This is a genomic window from Embleya australiensis (assembly GCF_051903075.1).
In the GTDB taxonomy this organism is placed as follows: domain Bacteria; phylum Actinomycetota; class Actinomycetes; order Streptomycetales; family Streptomycetaceae; genus Embleya.
The window spans coordinates 468403-487939 of the sequence record NZ_CP182422.1 but is presented as its reverse complement, the minus strand read 5'-3'; the positions used below and the strand labels follow the sequence as shown (position 1 = coordinate 487939).

Here is a 19537-nt window from a genome sequence, read left to right as displayed (position 1 = left end):
CAACTACGCCGACGGAGGCAGCGGGCCGACGTACACCCACGCGCCCTCGTGTCGGACGAAGCGGCTGTGCTCGTGCACCTCGCCCCGGTTGCCGCGTTCGAGGTAGGTCGCGGTGAACTCGACCGTGCCCTCCTGGTGGAACGAGCCGCCGTCGGTGCTCCCGTGCACCTCCAGGCCCAGCCAGCGGGTGCGGTCGTCGAGGCCGACCCGGTCCGGCCGGGTGTCCGGGTGCCAGGTGCGCAGCAGGTACGGCTCGTCGCCGACGACGAAGGCGCTGTAGCGCGAGCGCATCAGCGACTCGGCGGTGGGCGCGGGGGACCCGGCGTGGCGGGCGCCGCAGCACGCGCCATAGGTCGCGGACAGGCCGCAGGGGCAGGGCGAGGCGGTGGTGACGGCGTCCGGTCGGGGCCGCGAGGTGCGTCGGGACATGACCCGATTCTGGCCCATGCGGAGGGCGGGGTAGCCGGCGACCGCACCACGCGCCGATCGCGCGGGGCGTCAGGCGGGCCCCAGGCAGGGGCCCGGCAGCAGGTCGCGGATCATCGCCTCCCACTCGTCGGTGCTCGGCGGCGCGTCGGTGAGCAGGGCCTGGATGAGCAGCCCGTCCAGCGCGCCGACGAAGACCCGGACCCGGACCGGATCGCCGCTGAAGCGCAGCGCGAAGTCGGTGACGGCGGCCGTCCAGTGGTCGGTCGACTCGCGCAACTCCGGACGGCGGGCGGCGAGCAGGAACAACTCGTACTCGGCGACAAGTCGGCCGGGGGCGGTGCAGATGTGCCGCAGGTGCTCGGCCAGCGCGCGCCGGGGGTCGCCCGGGGTGTCGACGAGCCCCCGGATGTGCACCGCGTCCTCGGTCATACACGTGGTGAGCGCGGCGGTGAGCAGGTCGTCGACGCCGGCGAAGTAGTACGTGGACGCGCTGGTGGGCAGGCCCGCCTCGCGCGAGACGGAACGGTGGCTGACCCCCGCGGCGCCGTCCCGCTCGACCACCCGCAGGGTGGCCTCGATCAGCGCGCGGCGCCGGCGTTCGCCCTTGGCCCGCCGGCCGTCGACGGCTTCCTCGGTCAGTGGGACTCACCTTCTCGTACGGGTGTGGCCTGGGGCAGCGAGCCGCCGTGCGCGACGGTCGTGCCGACCACGCGCGGGGCGGTCCGCCGCAACACACGGTATCCACCGAGCGCCATCACGACCGCGACGAGGGCCGCGCCGACCGCGACGCCGAAGCCGGCCCGGGCGCCGAAGTGGTCCACGACCAGACCGGACAGCGAGGAGCCGGCGGCCACGCCGATGCCGATGCCGGTGGTGGTCCAGGTCATGCCCTCGGTCAGCCGCGCGGGCGGGACCAGGCGCTCGACGAGGCTGACCGTGAGGATCATGGTGGGCGAGATGGACATGCCCGCGACGAACACGGTCGCCGCGAGTGCGGGCAGGTTGCCCACGAGCAGCAGCGGCAGGATGGTGACGGCGGTGCAGCCCACGCTGATCAGCAACATCCGGGGCAGCGGGGCGGCGAACTTGAACGCGCCGAACGCGACCCCGGCGATGCAGGAGCCGGCCGCGTAGGTGGCCAACACGAAGCTGGCGTTGCTGCGTTGGCCGTGCTCCTCGGCGAAGGCGATGGTGACCACGTCGACGGTGCCGAAGATGGCGCCGATCGCGATCAGGGTGACCACGAGCACCTGGAGCCCCCGGATCCGCATGACCGACCTGGTCGGGCCGGCGGTGCGCGGGTGCGGCGGGGGCTCGGTGCCGCGCTGCACGGTGAACAGCAGTACGCCGACGGTGAAGAAGACGATCGCGGCCAGCGGCCCCGCCTCGGGGAAGACGGACACCGAGAGCTGGACGGCGATGATCGGGCCCAGGATGAAGCACAGTTCGTCGACCACGGACTCGAACGAGAACGCCGTGTGCAGGTGCGCGGAGCCGCGGTACAGGACCAGCCAGCGGGCGCGGACCATGGCCCCCATGCTGGGCATGCAGCCGGCCGGCACCGCGCACACGAACAGGGTCCACGCGGGAGCCTCGTAGCGGGCGCACAGCAGGAGGGCGCCCATCGCGAAGACGCTGACGGCGGTGGCAGGCGGAAGTATTCGGCCCTGCCCGTAGCGGTCCACGATCCGCGACACCTGCGGCGCGATCAGCGCGGTGGCCAGTGCGAAGGTGGCCGCCACCGCGCCGGCCAGGCCGTATTCGCCGCGCAACTCGGAGAGCATGGTGACGATGCCGATGCCGGTCATCGAGATGGGCATGCGGGCGATGAAGCCGGCCGCCGAGAATCCCTTGGCGCCGGGCGCGGTGAAGATGTCTCGGTAGGGGTTACGCACGGGAGTTCCCGTCGATAGAAAATAAAGTGGGACGTTCGTTCCGGTTTCTATCACGGGAGAGGCGGTCGGCAAAGTTGCTTTCCCGGGGTTGTTTCGCGCGGGAGCACGCCGAACCGGCCCGGGCGCGGCGGTGGTCGGCCGCCGCGCCCGGGATGTCGGGATCGCGCGGTCAGGCCGGGTCGACGGTCCAGTCCGGGTGGCCCGGCATCGGCGGTGTCTTGGCGCCGTACAGCCACGGGTTCAGGAACGGGGCGAGGTCGCGGTGGGCGACCTGGGAGGCCAGCTTCACGTAGTCGGCGGTGCTTGCGGCGCGGCCCCGGAAGCGGGTGGTCCAGGCCCGTTCGATCCGGGCGAAGGTGTCCGCGCCGACCTCGGTACGCAGCGCGTAGAAGACCAGCGCCGAGCCGTCGTAGCGCATGCGCTTGAACAGGTTCGGCTCGGTGGGCTCGGCCGGCGCGCCGGTGTCCCGGCGCCAGATGTCGTGTTGCCGGTACGCCTCGCGCATCAGCGCCTCCATGTCGGCGCCGCCGTTCTCCTCGCTGTAGACGCGCTCGTAGTAGCGGGCGTGGCCCTCGCTCAGCCACAGGTCGGACCAGCGTTCGATGGCCACGCTGTCGCCGGTCCACTGGTGCACCAGCTCGTGCACCATGTTGCGCTCGGCGTTGATCTTGTCGCCGAGCAGGTCGCCCTTGGGGAGCAGGGACAACCCCTGGGTCTCCAGCGCGACGCCGAGGTCGGTGTGCGCGACGAGCAGGCCGTAGCTGTCGAACGGGTACGGGCCGAGCCTGTCCGTCACCCAGGCCAGGTGTCGCGGGGTCAGCGAGCGGTACTGCTCGACCTGGTCGACCAGGTCCGGCGGGATCGCGTCGCGCAGCCGGGTGCCGTCGGCGGCTTTGCCATCGATCAGGGTGTACTTGCCGACGGCGAGTTGGAAGAGCTGGCCGGCCACCGGTTGCCGGCTGTCGTAGGTCCAGCGGGTGCGGCCGGGGGCGGCCGGGCGCTTGTGGACGAGGGTGCCGTTGGAGAGCGCGGTGAGGTCGTCGGCCGCGGTGATCTCGACCGTGGTGCGGGTGCGCAGGCTCGGGTGGTCGTTGCTCGGGAAGATCATCTTGGCGCCGTCGGGCTGCGGGTAGATCACCGTGCCGTCCGGGGTGGGGATCCAGCCGAACGTATCGATGGCGTCGTCGCGGTGGCGCTGCTGGGTGGGGTCGGCGGTGTACTCGACCCGGACGGTGAACGGGCGGCCCTTGCGCAGCGGGCGGGCCGGGGTGATCACCAACTCGTCGCCGTCGCGGCGGGTTTCGGCCGGGCGGCCGTCGACGGTGACCCGGCCGAGGGTGTTGCCCGCGAAGTCGAGGTCGAACCGGGACAGCGCCTGGGTGGCGGTGGCCTCCATGGTGGTGACGGCCGGGAACGCGGCGCCGGGCGCCTGCCAGTCGAAGGCGAGCGTGTAGTGGTCGGCGCGGTAGCCGCCGTTGCCGCTCAGCGGGAACAGCGGATCGCCGATCCCGGGTGCGCCCGGGGTGGGCCGGGCGTCGTCGGCGTGGGCCACTGGGGCGACGGCCGCGGTGAGGGTGAGGGCGGTCGCGAGGGCGATCAGGGATGTGACGGTGTGGGGTGGACGTCTCATGGGCACCACCCTGTGCCGGCTCGATCGCCCGCGGTAGTGCCCCACGCGTGGTTTCACCCGGCCGGCCCGGCAGTTCGCCCGAGCGGCACGCGCCCGCGGTCGGGCCGGGGTCGGCCCGACCGCCGTGCGGCCGTTGCCGGCCCGGGAGTTCGATCCGGGTGTCGGCGGGGCGCGGCGGCGGTCCGGGGGTGGGTGCGGGCCCGGACCGCCCGGGGGGTGGGACGGGTTCAGGCGCGCTGTTCGGTGGCGCGTTCGGCGGCCTTTTCGGCGGCCTTGTCCGCCTGGAAGCCGTCCTCGTCGCGGCCCTTGCGCCAGTAGCCGGAGAAGGAGATGTCGGCGCGGTCGACGCCGCGCTCGTCGACCAGGTGTCGGCGCAGTTCCTTGACCACGCCGGCCTCGCCGTGCACGAACGCGTGCACCCGGCCGGTCGGGAACTCCAGCGCGCGCAGCGCGTCGAGCAGGCCGGGGCCGGCGTCGCGGGTGATCCAGGTGAGGTCGAGGTCCAGGTCGGGGTGGGTCGCGGGCAGGATGCCGGTGGGCGCCTCGGCCGCGGTGCCCACCTCCAGGAGCGCGATCGCCCGGGCGGCGGCGGGCAGCCGCTCCATCGACGCGGCGATCGCCGGGTAGGCGCTCTCGTCGCCGACGAACAGGTGCCAGTCCGCCTCGGGGTCGGGCGCGTAGGCGCCGCCGGGGCCGAGCAGGCGCAGCGTGTCACCCGGCTTGGCGCGCGCCGCCCAGGGGCCGGCCAGGCCCTCGTCGCCGTGGTGCACGAATTCGATGGTCAGCTCGCCGGCCGCCGGGTCGTTCGCGCGCACCGTGTAGGTACGGGTGCGCGGCCAGTCCTCGCGCGGGAGTTCGGCGCGGATGACCTCCATGTCGAACGGCTCCGGGTAGGTCACCCCGGGCAGCGGGAAGAGCACCTTGACGTAGGCGTCGGTGTAGCCGTTGTCGGTGAAGTTCCGGTGGCCCTCGCCGCCGGCGACGATCCGGATGAGGTGCGGGCCGACCTGTTCGGTGCTGCGTACCTCGAGTTCGATCAGCTTGCGGGGCTTGCGTGCCGGGCTGTCCGCCATGGGGGTTCTCCTCGCCTGCACTGTGCGACTCGGCGTGTGTTTGTTAGGTAACCCTAACCTGACGTGCGCGCCGTCGGTCGCCCGGGGCCGGAAAGGTTCGCGGCGGGGCTTGAAGACACGCGCTATCGCCACGGGGTGAGTTCGGCGCGCTTGGGGGCGCGGCCGTCGCCGGAGGAGCGACCGGTGGCGCGGCGGGCCAGCCAGGGGCCGAGGTGGGTACGGGCCCAGCGGGCGTCGGCGCGCCTGCGGTCGCCCCACGTGCGCGGCGCGGCGGCGGGCAGCGGCGCGCGCCAGTCGTCGTCGCCGGGCAGGCCGAGCGCCTGCGCGGTGGCCTCGGCGACCCGGCGGTGCCCCTCGGTGGACAGGTGCAGCCGGTCGTCCGCCCACATCCGGGGATCGTCGAAGACGCGCGCGGTGAACAGGTCGACCACGGTGGCGTCGTGGCGGGCGCCGACGGTGTCCACGAACTCCACCAGGCGTTCGATCCGGGGCATCAGCCGGGCGGAGGAGCGCAGTCGGCGGGTGGGGTCGGTGCTGCGGAACAGCACCAGGTGTCCACCGCCGGCGGCGAGCTTGGCCGCGGCCTGCTCGAACACCGCGCAGACCGCGCCGACGTCGCAGCGCGGGCGCAGCACGTCGTTGAGGCCGCCGGCGAGGCTGATCAGCGCGCCGTCGAGCGCGACGGCGGTGTCGACCTGCTCGTCCGCGATCTGCCGGATCAGCTTTCCGCGCACGGCCAGGTTGGCGTAGCGCAGCGTCGGCGTGTCGACGGCGAGCCGGTCGGCGAGGAGGTCGGCCCAGCCGCGGTAGTTGCCGTGGGCGTCCGGGTCGGACATGCCCTCGGTGAAGGAGTCGCCTACCGCGACGAAGGTTTCGAAGGTGGGGTGTGTGTTGAGCATCGCCTGACGAGCCTAGTGCGGGTTGCGGTTGCGCTTTGGTCGGGTTGGGTTGGTGTACCCGCCCGCTTCGCCCGTTGCGTTGCGTCCATGCGCTGGGGTTTCGATGCGTCGGGCCGGGCCCGGTCAGGCCTGTCGGCCTTGGGGCCTTTCTGGGCGGCGTTGGGCCACTCCGAAGAAGTAGTCGCCGAGGAGGGATTTGCTGCCGATGACGTCGAGGCCGTGTCGGGGGAGCTCGGTGAGGAAGTCGTGGGCGTCGAAGCGGTCCTCGGTGGGGTGGTCGAACAGGCGGGCCAGGGTGGGGCGGGCCAGTGCGCGGGCGGTCATCTCGGAGAAGTAGAACCGGCCGCCCGGGCGCAGCACCCGGCCCACCTCGGCCAGGCAGGCGCGCCAGTCCGGGATGTGGTGCACGATCGCGAAGTCGAAGACCGCGTCGTAGCTCGCGTCCGCCGCGTCGACCGCGGTGCGCAGGTCGGTGGCCGAACCCTGGACGATGGCGACCCGGCTGTTGCCGTGCCAGCGCCGCCGGGCCCGGGCGAGCGAGTCGGGGTCGACGTCGATGCCGTCTACCCGCGCGGCGCCGAAGCGGTTCAGGATCAGCTCGATGCCCCGGCCGGTGCCGCAGCCGATCTCCAGCGCGTGTGCGCCCGGGTCGAGCCGGCCGCCCAGGCGCAGCAGCAGGGGTGTCTCGTACCAGATCTGCGGGCCCCGGCGCAGTGGACTGGCCACGACCATCTTCTCGACCGTGTTCATCCGCATGGCGGTTCCCCCTGGTTCGCAGAGCACCGGTTCGCGCCTCCGCCCGGTTGCCGAGTGTGACCGACGCCCCACGATGGGCCATCGCGTGATATGCGTCAAGGACCGGGACGGGCGGTACCGGTGTGCTCTCCGTATCGGTGGACCGGAGGCGTTAGCCTTCGGAGGCGGGTCGGTGGTGCGTGCGCGCCGAGTTCGATGGATGGGTGTCGGTCCGGTCGAGGGTCGGCCGTGGCCGTGATCCGAAGGTGGTGCGATGAGCCAGACCGCGATGACACGAACGCCGACGGTGTTGCTGGTGGAGGACGATCCGGGCGACGCGTTGATGATCGAGGAGGCGTTGCTGGACCGGGAACGAGGGCACACCCTGTGTCGGGTCGCGGACGGTATGGAGGCGCTGGAGTGGCTGCGTACGCATGAGCGGCCGGATCTGGTGATCCTGGATCTGAACATGCCGCGGATGGACGGTCGTGAGGTGTTGTCGGCGATGAAGGCCGACGAGCGGTGGCGGACGATCCCGGTGGTGGTGCTGTCCACCTCGGCCGCGCCGGACGATGTGCGGCGCAGCTACGACCTGCACGCGAACGCGTTCGTGACCAAGCCGGTCGAGCTGGAGTCGTTCCTGGAGGCGGTGCGCGGGATCGACGAGTTCTTCCTGAGCCTGGTGACGCTGCCGCGCGGGTGAGCGCGGGCGCGCCCGCCGTGCCGGCGCGGCGCGCTCACCCGCTCGCGGGAATGACGCAGGCGATGCCGTCCAGGAGGCGGTCCAGCCCGAAGGTGAACAACGTTTCGAGGCTCAGTTCCAGGTCGGGGTCGGTCAACGCGGCGGAGTACATTGGGAAGTCGCCGCCGGCCAGGATCAGGTCCAGGGTCTCGTCCTGGGCCTGCATCCATTCCTCGCTGGACACGCCCGTGGCGCGTTCGGCCTCGGATTCGCCGGCGAGATTGATCGCGGTGCCGCGTACGTAGTTGAGCATCGTCACCGCGATGTGGATCATCACGCCCGTCGGCAGCCCCTCGAACTCGGCCATCGCCCACTCCACATGCCGCATGCCGCGCACCGTCGGCAGCGGGCGGGTCATCGACATGACCTGGGCCAGCCACGGGTGGCGGCGGTACATCGCCCACTGCATCCGGCACGAGGTCTCCAGGCGGGCCCGCCAGCCGATGCTTTCCCCGGCGGGGAGCGGCGCCCCGGCGAACACGGTGTCGGCCATCGCGGTGAGCAGGTCCTCCTTGCCGGGCACGTGCCGGTACAGGCTCATCGGAGCCACCCCCACCTCGGCGGCGATCTGCCGCATCGACACCGCCGCCAGGCCGCGTTCGTCGGCGATGGCGATCGCGGCCGCGACCACCCGCTCCCGGGTGAGTTCGGCGTCGGTGCGCGGCGGGTGTGTGGGCGGGACGGCGATCGCCCGGACCCGGGCGCGCGGCGCATCGGGGTGGTCGGCGACCACGGTGCCGACCCCGCGCACCGCCCGGACCAGTCCCGCCTCGCGCAGCACGGTCAGCGCCTTGGTGGCGGTGGCCATGGCCACACCCCACTCCGCGGTGATCGCCCGGGTGGAGGGCACCCGATCGCCGGGACGCAGCTCGCCCGTCTCGATCCGCCGCCGCAGCTCGTCGGCGATCCGGATCGAGGGCGTGACGTCGCGGGGCATCGGGGCCTCCCGGGCTGTCGGTACTCCCTGTCCTGGTCAGTGCACTATAGGGCACCCTTGCCGCCGGATTGGTGCACTAGTTTCGGTGCACTACTTGATGAAGCCTTTATTTCCACTGAATATCCGGCTGTTGTCGTGCTGCGTACGGTGTGTTTACTCTGTACGCGGCGGAGCGTACGCCGTACGGATGCAGTGCGGCGCGACAGTGCGAACAAGTGCGAACAATGGGGGAGATCCAGTGGCGATCGACGAGACGACCAAAGAGCCGGGGGCGGCGCCGTCGGCGGGGCGGCGGGAGTGGGTCGGGCTGGCCGTCCTGCTGGTGCCGCTGCTGCTGGTGAGCATGGACGTGTCGGTGCTCTACTTCGCGGTGCCGTTCATCGGCCGGGCGCTGGAGCCCACCGGCACGCAGCAGTTGTGGATCCTGGACATGTACGGGTTCGTGCTCTCCGGCCTGCTGATCGTGATGGGCGCGCTCGGCGACCGGATCGGTCGGCGGCGGCTGCTCCTGGTGGGAGCGGGGCTGTTCGCCGGGGCGTCGCTGCTCGCGGCGTACGCGCACGACGCGCAGACGCTGATCGCCGCACGGGCCCTGCTCGGGGTGGGCGGGGCGGCGCTGATGCCGTCCACGCTGGCGCTGATCCGCACCATGTTCGTGGACCCCAAACAGCGCGGGACGGCGATCGCGATCTGGACCGCGGTGATGACCGGCGGCATCTCCCTCGGGCCGATCCTGTCCGGTGTGCTCGTCGAGCACTTCTGGTGGGGTTCGATCTTCCTGATCAACGTGCCTGCGATGGCGATCCTGCTGATCCTGGTCCCGGTCTTCGTCCCGCGTCATCGCGGCGTCGCACACGGGTCGTTCGACCTGATCGGCGCGGTCCTCTCGCTCGGCACGCTGCTGCCGGTGGTGTACGGGATCAAGGAGATCGCCCGGTCCGGGGCACAGACGTTGCCGATCGCGAGCATCGGTTTCGGGCTGATCGTCGGCGCGCTCTTCGTACGGCGCCAACTCACCGCCGAGCATCCGCTGTTGGACCTGGAACTGTTGCGGATGCGGGCGTTCGGCGGGGCGGTGTTCGCCAATGTGATGTCGATGTTCGCGATCGTCGGATTCGCCATCTTCACCACGCAGTACCTCCAGTCGGTGCTCGGGATGAGCCCGCTGCGCGCCGCGCTGTGGAGCCTGGTGCCGTCGCTGGCGGTCGCGGTGGCCACGCCCGTGGCCACCGTGCTGGCCCGGCGGATCGATCGGGCCTGGGTGATGAGCGGCGGTTTCACGGTGGCCATCGGCGGGTTCGCGGTGCTGGCGACCGCTCGACCCGACTCCTCGCTCGCACTGCTGCTCGGCGGTGCGGCGGTGTACGCGGCCGGCGTGGTCGCGGTGATGACGCAGGTGACCGAGATGGCGATGGGCGTCGCGCCGGCTGATCGGGCCGCCTCCGCCTCCGCCGTGTTGGAGTCGGGCAGCGAACTCGGCGGCGCGCTCGGCATGGCGCTGCTCGGCACGATCGGCGACGCGGTCTACCACCGGGCGATGGCCGACACCGGTCCCGCCGGCCCGGCGCGGGAGACCCTGGGTGGGGCGCAGGCGACCGCCGCCCGGTTGTCGGGGGACGCGGGGCGGACCCTGCTGGACACGGCCCGGGACGCGTTCTGCGACGGGATGAACGCCGCGGCGATCGGCGCGGCGGTGGTCATGGTGATCGGGGCCGGCTACTGCGCGCGGTTCCTGCGCGGGGTGCCGGTGGCCGACGCCGGGGCGGGGGAGGCGACTTCGGCGCTCGCCGACGCGCCCGCGGTCGACGTGCCGGTCGACGCCCGCTGACCCCGGCGCTCGGTCGTCGGCTCAGCGGCGCGGGCAGGCGCGCGCGGTGTGGATCGTGGTCGCGGCGAGGTAGAAGGCGTCCGGGCGCCACAGGATGCCGGTGTCCGTGTCGGGATCGAGCAGGGCGTCGAGGGTGGCCAGGTCCTCCGCGTCCAGGCGGTCGGCCAACAAGGCGCGGCGGTGCGTGAGTTCGGCGTGCAGGTGCTCGCGCGGCAGGGCGTCCAGCGGTGAGGGCAGGTCGATCAGGAACGAGTGGGTGCCGGTCGGGACCAGGCCCGCGCGGGCGAGCATGGCCGGCCGGTCCTCGACCGCCGCCCGGGCGCCGGGCAGGCTCGCCCGCAGCTCGGCGAACCAGTCCTCGTATGCGGCGTCGAGCCGGGCCTGGAGGCCGGGGCGGCCGATGCCGATGTCGCGGGGCAGGAAGCGGGTGCACAGGCCGCGCTCGGCGATCGCGATCATCCCGCCGGGACGAAGGACCCGGGCCAGGGCGTCCAGCGCGGCCTGCTGGTCGCCGAGGTGGTGGACCACGTCGCCCGCCCAGATCAGGTCGGCGCTGCCCAGGGTGTCCAGGTCGGCGGGCAGCTCGACGTGGTGGGTGTGTACCCGGTGGCCCAGGCCCTCCCGGTGTGCGCGGGCGCCGGCGCGGGCCAGCAGGGCGGGGTTCGGCGCGACGGCGATCACGTCGGCGTTGGGGAAGTAGCGGGCCAGCAGGCAGGACGCGACCCCGGGGCCGCCGCCCAGATCGAGGATCCGGTCCACCCGGGTCAGCGTGCGGTCGCCGTACAGCGCCAGATCGCGCAGCCGTGCGGCGGCCTCCTCCAGGAAGGGGGCGTGCAGCTCGGCCTCACGTTCGAGGAGCGGGCCCGCGTCCGGCCCCGGGGGGTCGGTGCGGGGGTCGGTGGTCATCAGGTGCGTCTCCCGAGTTCTGGGCTACCGTCGCCGCGGTTGGCCGGGTCCGTCGTCTGCCGTGTCCTGCGTGTGAGGGACACAACGTCGGCGAAGGGCCGCGGTAATCCACGATCGGCGAGCGTTCCCGGCGGCGCGCCGGATCGGTGACCCGCGCCGCGTGCGCCGGCGGGCCGGGGCCGGGTGACCGGCCGCCCGGCGGCGCGGCGTTAGGGTCGGGGCATGAGCGAGGAGATCGTCTACAAGCTGGTCGGCGCCGACGAGTGGGCCGAGGCGGTGCGGGCCGGCCGGTTCGCGGGGTCCGGGATCGACCTGGTGGACGGCTACGTGCACCTGTCCACGGGCGCGCAGGTGGCCGAGACCGCCCGGCGGCACTTCGCCGGCCGCGACGATCTGGTCCTGGTGGCACTGGACCCGGCCGTCCTGGGTGCGGCGCTGCGCTGGGAACCCTCGCGCGGCGGCGCGCTGTTCCCGCACGTGTACGGCGTGGTGGACCCGGCCGCGGCGCTCTGGAGCGCTCCCCTGGACCTGCCGGCGACCCCCGACGGCGACCACGTGGCCGAGGGGGTCCTCGCGGCACTGGCCGGCCACGGGCACTGACCGCCGGACGGCCTGTGCCGGGAGGCGCGGAGGCCGCGGGGCTCGGTTGCCGTCATCGGGTCGGCGTGCGCAGCAGGTTGCCGGAGGTCGTGTCGTCGACGAAGGTGCGGATTCCCGGGCCGGTGAGTTCGCGGGGGGCGAAGTTGTCGAAGTAGGCCAGCGGTACGTGGACGCACAGCAGTGCCGCGGCCACCAGTGTCCGGTGGCGTGAGCGCACCCGGGACGGCGCCGCATCGGGCCGCTCCCGCCCCAGCCACCACCACGCCACCACGGCCGTGTTGGCCAGGAGCAGGAACGCCCAGCGGTGGGTGTCCCATCCGGCGAACGCGGCCACCAGCGGTGCGCCGGCCGCCGCGATCGCCAGCAGTCGGCGCGGCCCCACCACGGTGCCCCCGGCGAACGCCAGGGCCAGCGCCGCGGTGAGAATCACCGCGAGCGGGACCAGGAACCACAACACCTCGAACGGCTCGTACATCCGCAGGCTCTGCGCCTGCGTCCGGCCGAAGATCTCGAACACGTCGGCCCGGGCCGGGAATCCGCCCTCGCGCAGCCGAGCCTGCAAACCGGGCGCCGCCCCGTCCGCGGCCGGCGAGACGAACAGCACCGTGCCGCCGACGAGCACCGCGGGCAGCAGTACGGCCGCCGCCCTGCGGATCGGCAGCCGGTCCACCACCAGCAGGGTGAACAGCGGGATCACGGTCAGCATCGCGATCTCGTGCACGCACACCGCGACCGCCATCACCAGCGCGGCGGCGATCACGCGACCCCGGACGAGCAGCCACCACGCGCCGAACAGGGCCAGGAACAGCAGCTGTTCGAAGTAGCCGACCTCGTGGAAGAGGTAGCCGCCGGTGGGCAGCACCAGCCACCCGGCCACCAGGGCCCGCCGGGCCGGCAGCCGGGTGCGCGCCGCCGCGACCACGACGACCGCGAGCAGCGCGGCCAGGATCACAAACGACGTGCCGGCGAACAGCGCGTACGGGTAGTCCGTCGCCTCCGCGACCGGATGCAGCACCGTGCCGACCACGAACCGCCGGTGGAAGCCGTCCTGGAGCGAGATCGACTGCAATGTCGCGGTCCACGCGCTCGGTGCCCGGATCCCGGTGTACGCGGCCAGCGCGACGCACGCCACGAGGAGCGGCACCCGGCGCGCGGGCGCGGACAGGCGCGGTCGGCGGGGCGCGGTCGGCGTGGGGATGCCCGTGGGCATCGCTCGCACGACCGGATGAACAACCGGTTCGTAGCTCGTTTCGGGCATGGCTGACCTCACCGTCGGCGCCCCGACGGAGGAGGAGCGCGAAGGAAATCGGGGCGAACGAGGGCTCGGGGCCGGAGGGACCGGCGGGTTGGCTCGGCGCGCGGGTGCGGCGGCCGAACCCACTGGTGACTAGACGCGTCGAGCGGGAGGCGATCTAACGGGTGAGCCCCCGGGATTTCCTGTGGTGCCGATCACAGGGACCGGTCGGCCGCGCCCCCCGCGGAGCGCGCGGCCGACCGGTGGTCAGGGGGTGGCGGCGGGGATCGGCGGGTTCGTCGGCCGGCCCGGAACGCGGTCCAGGGTGATGCCGAAGTGCTCGCGGTAGGCGGCCAGGAGGGCGGCGTCGTCGACGAGTGGCTCCTCGTGGCGGTCGGTGCCGGTGGTCCGGATCAGGGTGCGGTCGGAGATGGTGATCCGTCCGTCCGGGAGCGCGAGCGAGCACACCGGGGCGCGGGTGAAGCGCGACGTCGGCGCGGTCTGGTGCCACCAGCACCCGGTGACGAAGTCGCCCGACACGCGCGGGCGGGGCTCCAGGCGGTACGCGGGCTTGCCGTCGTGCAGGATGTCGACCTCGCCGTACTCGCCGTCGACGATCCGGAACACCCCACCCGGGTCCACCTGGTCCGTCCGCAGGTCCAGCCGTATCGGGTGGTGGGTGAAGCGCCCGAAACCGACGTCGACCAGCCACGGATACTCCAGGTCGACGCGCAGCGCGAGGTGGTCGAACGGGATCCCCACCCGCCCCGAGTCGCCGTAGGTGTACGCGGACAACAGGGTGACGCGGTAGCCGAGTTCGCGCAGCAACACGGCGAACGCACCGCAGAGTTCGTAGCACAGGCCGCCACGCCGCCGATCCAGGATCTTCGCGAGCAGCGTGTCCTCGTCGAGCGAGAGCGGGCGACCCAGGTGGATGTCCAGGTTCTCGAACGGGACGGTCAGCAGGTGCCGCCACTGCAACTCGGCCAACGTCCGCGAATTCGGGGACGCCGGGCGAGGGACGCCGAGCAGGGCCAGGTAGCTGTCGATGCGGTTCGGGTTCACCGTGCCTCCGGGCTGTGTGCGGGGTACCGGCCGACTGCGGCCGAGCCTCAGCATGCCCGGCGGGGATCGGCCCCGCCGGCCCGGGTCGGCCTTCCCCCGCAGCGGCGCGAGCGGCCGTGCGGGGCACGGAAATTCGCACGACAGGCCCGGCCCCGCGGCGGCATCATGCGAGGGCCGCAGCCCGACTCCGGCACCCCCCATCCCTCGCCGAAAGGTCGCCGTGCAGGCCGCACACACGATCACCCCCGCAGCACTGCCCGACGTGCTGCTGCACACCGCGCTGGTGCGACCGGTCTTCGTGTGGGGCGCTCCCGGGATCGGGAAGTCGTCGCTCGTACGCGACTTCGCCGCCTCGATCGGCCTGGAGTGCGTGTCGCTCCTCGGCACTCAGCTCGCCCCCGAGGACCTGATCGGCGTGCCGCAGATCGTGGCCGGCCGCAGCCGGTTCTGCCCGTTCGAGCAGATCGCCCGGGACGAGCCGTACTGCCTGTTCCTGGACGAACTCAACGCCGCCTCCCCGGACGTACAGAAGGCGTTCTACTCGCTGATCCTGGACCGACGGATCGGCTCGTACACGCTGCCCGCCGGGTCGGTGGTGATCGGCGCGGGCAACCGGGCGAGCGACAACGCGCTGGCCCGACCGATGTCCTCGGCGCTGATCAACCGCCTGGTGCACGTACACCTGCGCGCCTCGGTCGACGACTGGCTCGGCTGGGCCGGCGTCAACGGCATCCACCCCTGGATCCTGGAGCACATCCGGGCCCGACCCGACCACCTGTGGAGCGCTCCGCCCAAGACCGAGGAGGCGTTCTCCACGCCGCGCGCGTGGCACATGCTCTCCGACGGGCTGTACTCCTTCGGCCCCGACGTCGGCGACGAACACGTGCGACTGCTCGCGCACGGCACGCTCACCCCCACCCACGCCGCCGCGTTCCTCGGCTTCCTCAAGACCGTGCGCAACGCCTACGGCCTGGACGCCATCCTCAAGGGCGACGCGCGTTGGCCGGCCGCGCCCGCCGACCGGGACCTGCTCTACTTCCTGGTCGAGAGCTTCCGCGCGCGACTGGCCAAGGACCTCCCGGCCGACCGCCGGCACGTCTCGCCCGCGCTGCGCGACTTCGCCTTCCGGGCCAAGAGGCTCCTGGCCGAACTCGCCGAGATCTCCCTGGAGATGGCCCAACTCGTGATCGCCGACGACCGGGAGGGCGCCGAGCCGCTGCCCGCGTGGTTCCTGCTCGAAGCCGCCCGCGACCTGCCGCGCCTGGTCGGCGCGCGGCGCTGAACGGGCCGCCGATGGCCGCCCGTCGGGCCGGTGGGAAGAAGCCGGCCGTCAACCACGCGGACAAGGTCGTGGCGGCGCGCGAAGCCGGCTGGTCGGCGACCGACGTGGCGCCGATCGCCTACCTCGCCCACCTGGTCCGGCACGACTACGACACCCTCGGCCCGGGCGCGCTCGGCCACATCGGCGAGCGCGGCACGCTGACCGTGGACCGGCACCGCTACGTGCCACCACTGCTGTGGGAACGGACCTACACCCATCTGCTGCTGCACCTGGCGCTCGGCCACCTCGACGGGCACACCCTCGCCGAGGCCGGCCTCGGCCATCCCGCCGCCGTGATCGACGACGCGTACAACACCGCGTGCTGCGTCGCGGTGCACCGCTTCGCCGACGGCCTGGGCATCGGCACCCCCCTGACGGAGTTGCCCCGGCTGCCCGACGGCGACGAACGCGAACTCACCCAACGCTGGCGCCTGGAGGGTGTGCCCGAGGCGCTGCGCCGGCTCGGGACCAACGGCACCTCGCCCTGTCTGCGCCGCGAACCACCGCCGACCCGCGACGCCCCGGCGCCGCGCGACTGGCCCACGGTGATGGCGCGCGGCCTGGTCGAGATGGTCGCCGCCTCGTTGGAATCCGCGATGGCCGAACCCGGCGAGCAGGTCGGCGTCGCGGGTCGGGCCCGCACCGAGGGCCCCTGGGACCGCGCGTTGTCCTGGTTCGTCTCCTCCTACCCGCTCCTGGGCGCCCTCGCCGCCGGCCTCACCGTGGTCGCCGACGCCGAACTGGCCCGCTCCTGGGGCATCTCGATTGCCGCAGTCAGTGCCGAGCACGGCGAGATCTACGTCAACCCGCACGTGCAACTCTCGGTGGAGGAATGGCAGTTCGTGCTCGCGCACGAGATGTTGCACGCCGCGCTGCGGCACGACCGGCGGCGCGAGCACCGCGACGCGCACCTGTTCAACGTGGCCTGCGACTACGTGATCAACGGGTGGCTGGTCGAGATGGGCGTGGGGGTGATGCCCGACGGGCTGCTCTACGACGCGCGACTGACGGGACTGTCCGCGGAATCCGTGTACGACACGCTGACCACCGACCTGCGCCGGGCCCGCAAACTGCGCACCCCCGGCTCCCGCGAGCACGGCGACATGCTGGGCGAATGGCTCTCCGAACCGGCCGCGGCGACGCGACGGTCCAGTCGGCGCGGCACCCCCGGACCGCTGCCCGCGCGGCCCGGGCCCCGGGTCTCCTCGGTCGACCTGGACGCGTTCTATCGCCGAGCGCTGACCGCCGGTCTCGCCTACCACGACGTCGGGCGCGGCCTGTTGCCCGCCGGGCTGGTCGAGGAGATCCGCACGCTGGAACAGCCGCCGCCGGCCTGGGACGTGCGGCTGGCCCGCTGGTTCGACGAACACGTACGCCGGCCCGAGACCGTGCGCACCTACGCCCGGGCGGGCCGCCGCCAGGCCGCCACCCCCGACATCCCCCGGCCCGGCCGGGTACGGCCGGAGGACGTCGACCGGCTGTGTACGTTCGGCGTGGTCCTGGACACCTCCGGATCGATGGACACCACCCTGCTCGGCAAGGCCCTGGGCGCGATCGCCTCCTACGCGAGCGCCCGGGATGTACCGGCCGCGCGGGTCGTGTACTGCGACGCCGCCGCCTACGACGCCGGCTACCTGCCGGTCGAGGACATCGCGCAGCGGGCCAAGGTGCGCGGGCGCGGCGGCACGGTCCTACAGCCGGGGATCCGACTCCTGGAGGGCGCCGCCGACTTCCCGCCCGACGGGCCGATCCTGGTGATCACCGACGGGGACTGCGACGTGTTGCGGATCCGGCGCGAACACGCCTTCCTTGTCCCGGCCGGCGCCCGGCTTCCGTTCTCCCCGCGCGGGCCGGTGTTCCGGGTCGGCTGAGGGGCCGCCGACCTGGGCGACTACTGCGATCCCGGTAGGCCGTCGTGCGGATTCGGTAGGTCGTGGTGTCCGTAGCGGCATGACGACGGGAGGGGTCGTCCCGAACGACGCTCGAAGGGTCATCGCTCGTGGATAGGGAGACCCTGACGTGGCGACTTTTCTGTATCGGCTCGGCCTCGCGGCCTTTCGGCGGCGCGGTCGGGTGCTCTTGGTGTGGCTGGGGGTGCTGGTCGTGGTCGCGGTGGGCGCCGCGCAGGCGTCGGGGCCCTCGGACGAGGAGTTCTCGATGCCGGGGATCGAGTCGCAAAAGGCGTTCGATCTGATGGAGCAGCGTTTTCCCGGAACCGCCGCGGACGGTGCCACCGCCCGGATCGTCTTCGTCGCCCCGGGCGGACGCACGGTGGCCGAGGGCGACTTGCGCAAGGCCGTCGAACAGGCGGTGACGGTGCTGGGCGAAGGCCCGCAGGTGGCCGGTGTCGCGGACCCGTTCGCATCGAAGGCGGTGAGCAGGGACGGTACGACCGCGTATGCGACCGTCACCTACAAGGTGGAGTCCAACGACGTCACCGACGCCGCCCGTACGGCGGTGAACAAGGCGGCGGACCGGGCGCGTTCGGCGGGTCTGACGGTGGAGACCGGCGGATCGGCGATGGACGCCGGCGGCGGCCCCGGCGGGAGCGCGGAGCTGGTCGGTCTCTCGGCGGCGGCGATCGTACTGCTGTTCACCTTCGGGTCGTTGGCCGCCGCGGGCCTGCCGCTGCTGACCGCGATCGTGGGGGTCGCCGTGAGCCTGTTCGCGATCCTGCTCCTCGCCGGCCCGTTGGGCCTGTCCTCGGACACGCTCACCCTCGGGATGATGCTGGGCCTGGCGGTGGGCATCGACTACGCGCTGTTCGTGGTCTCCCGTTATCGGGAGGAGCGCGGGCGCGGGCGGGCGCCGCACGAGGCGGCCGGGGTGGCGGTGGGTACGGCCGGATCGGCGGTCGTGTTCGCCGGGGTCACCGTGATCATCGCGCTGGCCGGCCTGTCGGTGGTCGGGATTCCGACGCTGACGAAGATGGGCCTGGCCGCCGCCGGAGCCGTCGCGGTCGCCGTGCTGGTCGCGTTGACCGTCGTGCCCGCGCTGCTCGGCTTCTGGCCGAACGCGGTGCTCGCCCGCCGGGTACGCAAGGGCCGCGCGCGCGGCGGCCCGGCCGCCGGGCGGGACAACCTCGGCACCCGCTGGGCGCGTTTCGTGTTGCGCCGTCCCGTGGCGGTACTGGTGCTGGGTGTGGTGGGCCTGATCGCGCTCGCCGTGCCGACGACGTCGCTGCGCCTCGGCATGCCGGGCGACGAGGCCAAGTCCACCGCCACCACCGAGCGGCGTGCCTACGACGCGCTCGCCGAGGGCTTCGGCCCGGGCTTCAACGGCCCGCTGACCATCGTCGTGGACGCGAAGGGAGCGCCCGACCCGCAGGCCGCGGTGCGCGCCGTCGGCGACCGGATCGCCCGTACCGATGGCATCGTGTCGGTCGCGCCGGCCCGCTTCAACGAGGCCGGCGACACGGCGGTCTTCCGGGCCACCCCGTCGACCAGCCCCACGGACGAGAAGACCAGGGACCTGGTGGAGAGGATCCGCCGCGATCGGCCCGCCGTGGAGCGGCAGGCATCGGCGACGTTCGAGGTCACCGGTACGACCGCGCTGAACATCGACGTCGCGGCCAAGGTGCAGTCCGCGCTGGTGCCGTACCTCGCGGTGGTGGGCGGCCTGGCGGTGGTCCTGCTGCTCGTGGTCTTCCGGTCCGTGCCGGTGCCGGTCAAGGCGGCCCTGGGCTTCGTGTTGTCGGTGTTGGCGGCGCTGGGTGTACTGGTGCTGGTCTTCCAGGAGGGGCATGCCGCGGACCTGTTCGGCGTGGAGCAGACCGGGCCGATCATGAGCCTGATGCCGATCTTCATGATGGGCATCGTCTTCGGACTGGCCATGGACTACGAGGTGTTCCTGGTCTCGCGGATGCGGGAGGCGTACACCCACGGGGAGGACGCCCGTCAAGCCGTCGTGTCCGGGTTCCGGCACAGCTCCCGGGTGGTGACCGCCGCCGCGCTGATCATGGTCGCGGTCTTCTCCGGGTTCATCGGGGAGGACGGGTCGCTGATCAAGATGCTCGGGTTCGGCCTGGCCGCCGCGGTGCTCTTCGACGCCTTCGTGGTCCGGATGGCCATCGTGCCCGCGGTGTTGGCCCTGCTCGGCGACCGGGCCTGGTGGTTGCCGACGTGGCTGGGTCGGGTCCTGCCCCGCGTCGACGTGGAGGGCGCGGCGCTCGGCCACGCGCGCTCGCACGACCCGCGCCCGGATCCGGACGGGCCGGTCCGGGCACAGGTGTGACGACGCCCGC

17 protein-coding genes are annotated in these 19537 nt (G+C 72.9%); 6 read left to right on the top strand and 11 right to left on the bottom strand.

Annotated elements, in window-relative coordinates:
* Positions 1-3: 3 nt before the first annotated feature.
* From ACMXN5_RS01965 to ACMXN5_RS01935, 7 genes are all read right to left on the bottom strand, one after another.
* Positions 4-429 (bottom strand): YchJ family protein, encoded by a 426-nt coding sequence (locus ACMXN5_RS01965; RefSeq protein WP_439673705.1) that lies wholly within the window; start codon positions 427-429, stop codon positions 4-6.
* 69 nt (positions 430-498) lie between these two features.
* Positions 499-990, bottom strand: a complete 492-nt coding sequence (locus ACMXN5_RS01960) for a TetR/AcrR family transcriptional regulator (RefSeq protein ID WP_439673704.1) — start codon at positions 988-990, stop codon at positions 499-501.
* Between the two features lie 74 nt (positions 991-1064).
* Complete coding sequence (locus ACMXN5_RS01955; RefSeq protein WP_439673703.1) at positions 1065-2324, bottom strand: MFS transporter; 1260 nt, start codon at positions 2322-2324, stop codon at positions 1065-1067.
* Between the two features lie 169 nt (positions 2325-2493).
* Positions 2494-3954, bottom strand: coding sequence for a M1 family metallopeptidase (locus ACMXN5_RS01950; RefSeq protein WP_439673702.1), 1461 nt, complete (start codon positions 3952-3954; stop codon positions 2494-2496).
* Positions 3955-4181: 227 nt separating this feature from the next.
* Positions 4182-5027 carry a siderophore-interacting protein gene (locus tag ACMXN5_RS01945; RefSeq protein WP_439673701.1) on the bottom strand — a complete coding sequence of 282 codons (846 nt, stop codon included), beginning with the start codon at positions 5025-5027 and terminating at the stop codon, positions 4182-4184.
* Between the two features lie 122 nt (positions 5028-5149).
* Complete coding sequence (locus ACMXN5_RS01940; RefSeq protein WP_439673700.1) at positions 5150-5926, bottom strand: SGNH/GDSL hydrolase family protein; 777 nt, start codon at positions 5924-5926, stop codon at positions 5150-5152.
* Between the two features lie 123 nt (positions 5927-6049).
* Positions 6050-6682 (bottom strand): class I SAM-dependent methyltransferase, encoded by a 633-nt coding sequence (locus tag ACMXN5_RS01935; RefSeq protein WP_439673699.1) that lies wholly within the window; start codon positions 6680-6682, stop codon positions 6050-6052.
* A gap of 253 nt (positions 6683-6935) precedes the next feature.
* Here ACMXN5_RS01935 and ACMXN5_RS01930 point away from each other — a divergent pair, with 253 nt between their 5' ends.
* Positions 6936-7364 carry a response regulator gene (locus ACMXN5_RS01930; protein ID WP_439673698.1) on the top strand — a complete coding sequence of 143 codons (429 nt, stop codon included), beginning with the start codon at positions 6936-6938 and terminating at the stop codon, positions 7362-7364.
* A gap of 34 nt (positions 7365-7398) precedes the next feature.
* Here the strand turns inward: ACMXN5_RS01930 and ACMXN5_RS01925 are convergent, their stop codons facing one another.
* Positions 7399-8340, bottom strand: coding sequence for a TetR/AcrR family transcriptional regulator C-terminal domain-containing protein (locus tag ACMXN5_RS01925; protein ID WP_439673697.1), 942 nt, complete (start codon positions 8338-8340; stop codon positions 7399-7401).
* A 244-nt stretch (positions 8341-8584) separates the two neighbouring features.
* Between ACMXN5_RS01925 and ACMXN5_RS01920 the strand changes: the two genes are divergently transcribed.
* Positions 8585-10168: an MFS transporter gene (locus ACMXN5_RS01920; protein WP_439677929.1), complete on the top strand. Its 1584-nt coding sequence runs from the start codon at positions 8585-8587 to the stop codon at positions 10166-10168.
* Between the two features lie 21 nt (positions 10169-10189).
* On the opposite strand, the gene ACMXN5_RS01915 is transcribed toward ACMXN5_RS01920, so the two are convergent.
* Complete coding sequence (locus ACMXN5_RS01915) at positions 10190-11074, bottom strand: class I SAM-dependent methyltransferase (RefSeq protein ID WP_439673696.1); 885 nt, start codon at positions 11072-11074, stop codon at positions 10190-10192.
* A gap of 222 nt (positions 11075-11296) precedes the next feature.
* On the opposite strand from ACMXN5_RS01915, the gene ACMXN5_RS01910 reads away from it, so the two are divergent.
* Positions 11297-11674: a DUF952 domain-containing protein gene (locus tag ACMXN5_RS01910; RefSeq protein ID WP_439673695.1), complete on the top strand. Its 378-nt coding sequence runs from the start codon at positions 11297-11299 to the stop codon at positions 11672-11674.
* 52 nt (positions 11675-11726) lie between these two features.
* Here the strand turns inward: ACMXN5_RS01910 and ACMXN5_RS01905 are convergent, their stop codons facing one another.
* Both ACMXN5_RS01905 and ACMXN5_RS01900 read right to left on the bottom strand, forming a co-directional pair.
* Positions 11727-12884 (bottom strand): hypothetical protein, encoded by a 1158-nt coding sequence (locus ACMXN5_RS01905; protein WP_439673694.1) that lies wholly within the window; start codon positions 12882-12884, stop codon positions 11727-11729.
* Positions 12885-13175: 291 nt separating this feature from the next.
* Complete coding sequence (locus ACMXN5_RS01900) at positions 13176-13973, bottom strand: arylamine N-acetyltransferase family protein (RefSeq protein ID WP_439673693.1); 798 nt, start codon at positions 13971-13973, stop codon at positions 13176-13178.
* Positions 13974-14193: 220 nt separating this feature from the next.
* On the opposite strand from ACMXN5_RS01900, the gene ACMXN5_RS01895 reads away from it, so the two are divergent.
* From ACMXN5_RS01895 to ACMXN5_RS01885, 3 genes are all read left to right on the top strand, one after another.
* Complete coding sequence (locus tag ACMXN5_RS01895) at positions 14194-15255, top strand: ATP-binding protein (protein ID WP_439673692.1); 1062 nt, start codon at positions 14194-14196, stop codon at positions 15253-15255.
* 11 nt (positions 15256-15266) lie between these two features.
* Complete coding sequence (locus tag ACMXN5_RS01890) at positions 15267-17165, top strand: vWA domain-containing protein (protein WP_439673691.1); 1899 nt, start codon at positions 15267-15269, stop codon at positions 17163-17165.
* A gap of 148 nt (positions 17166-17313) precedes the next feature.
* Positions 17314-19527 carry an MMPL family transporter gene (locus ACMXN5_RS01885; RefSeq protein WP_439673690.1) on the top strand — a complete coding sequence of 738 codons (2214 nt, stop codon included), beginning with the start codon at positions 17314-17316 and terminating at the stop codon, positions 19525-19527.
* Positions 19528-19537 lie beyond the last annotated feature (10 nt).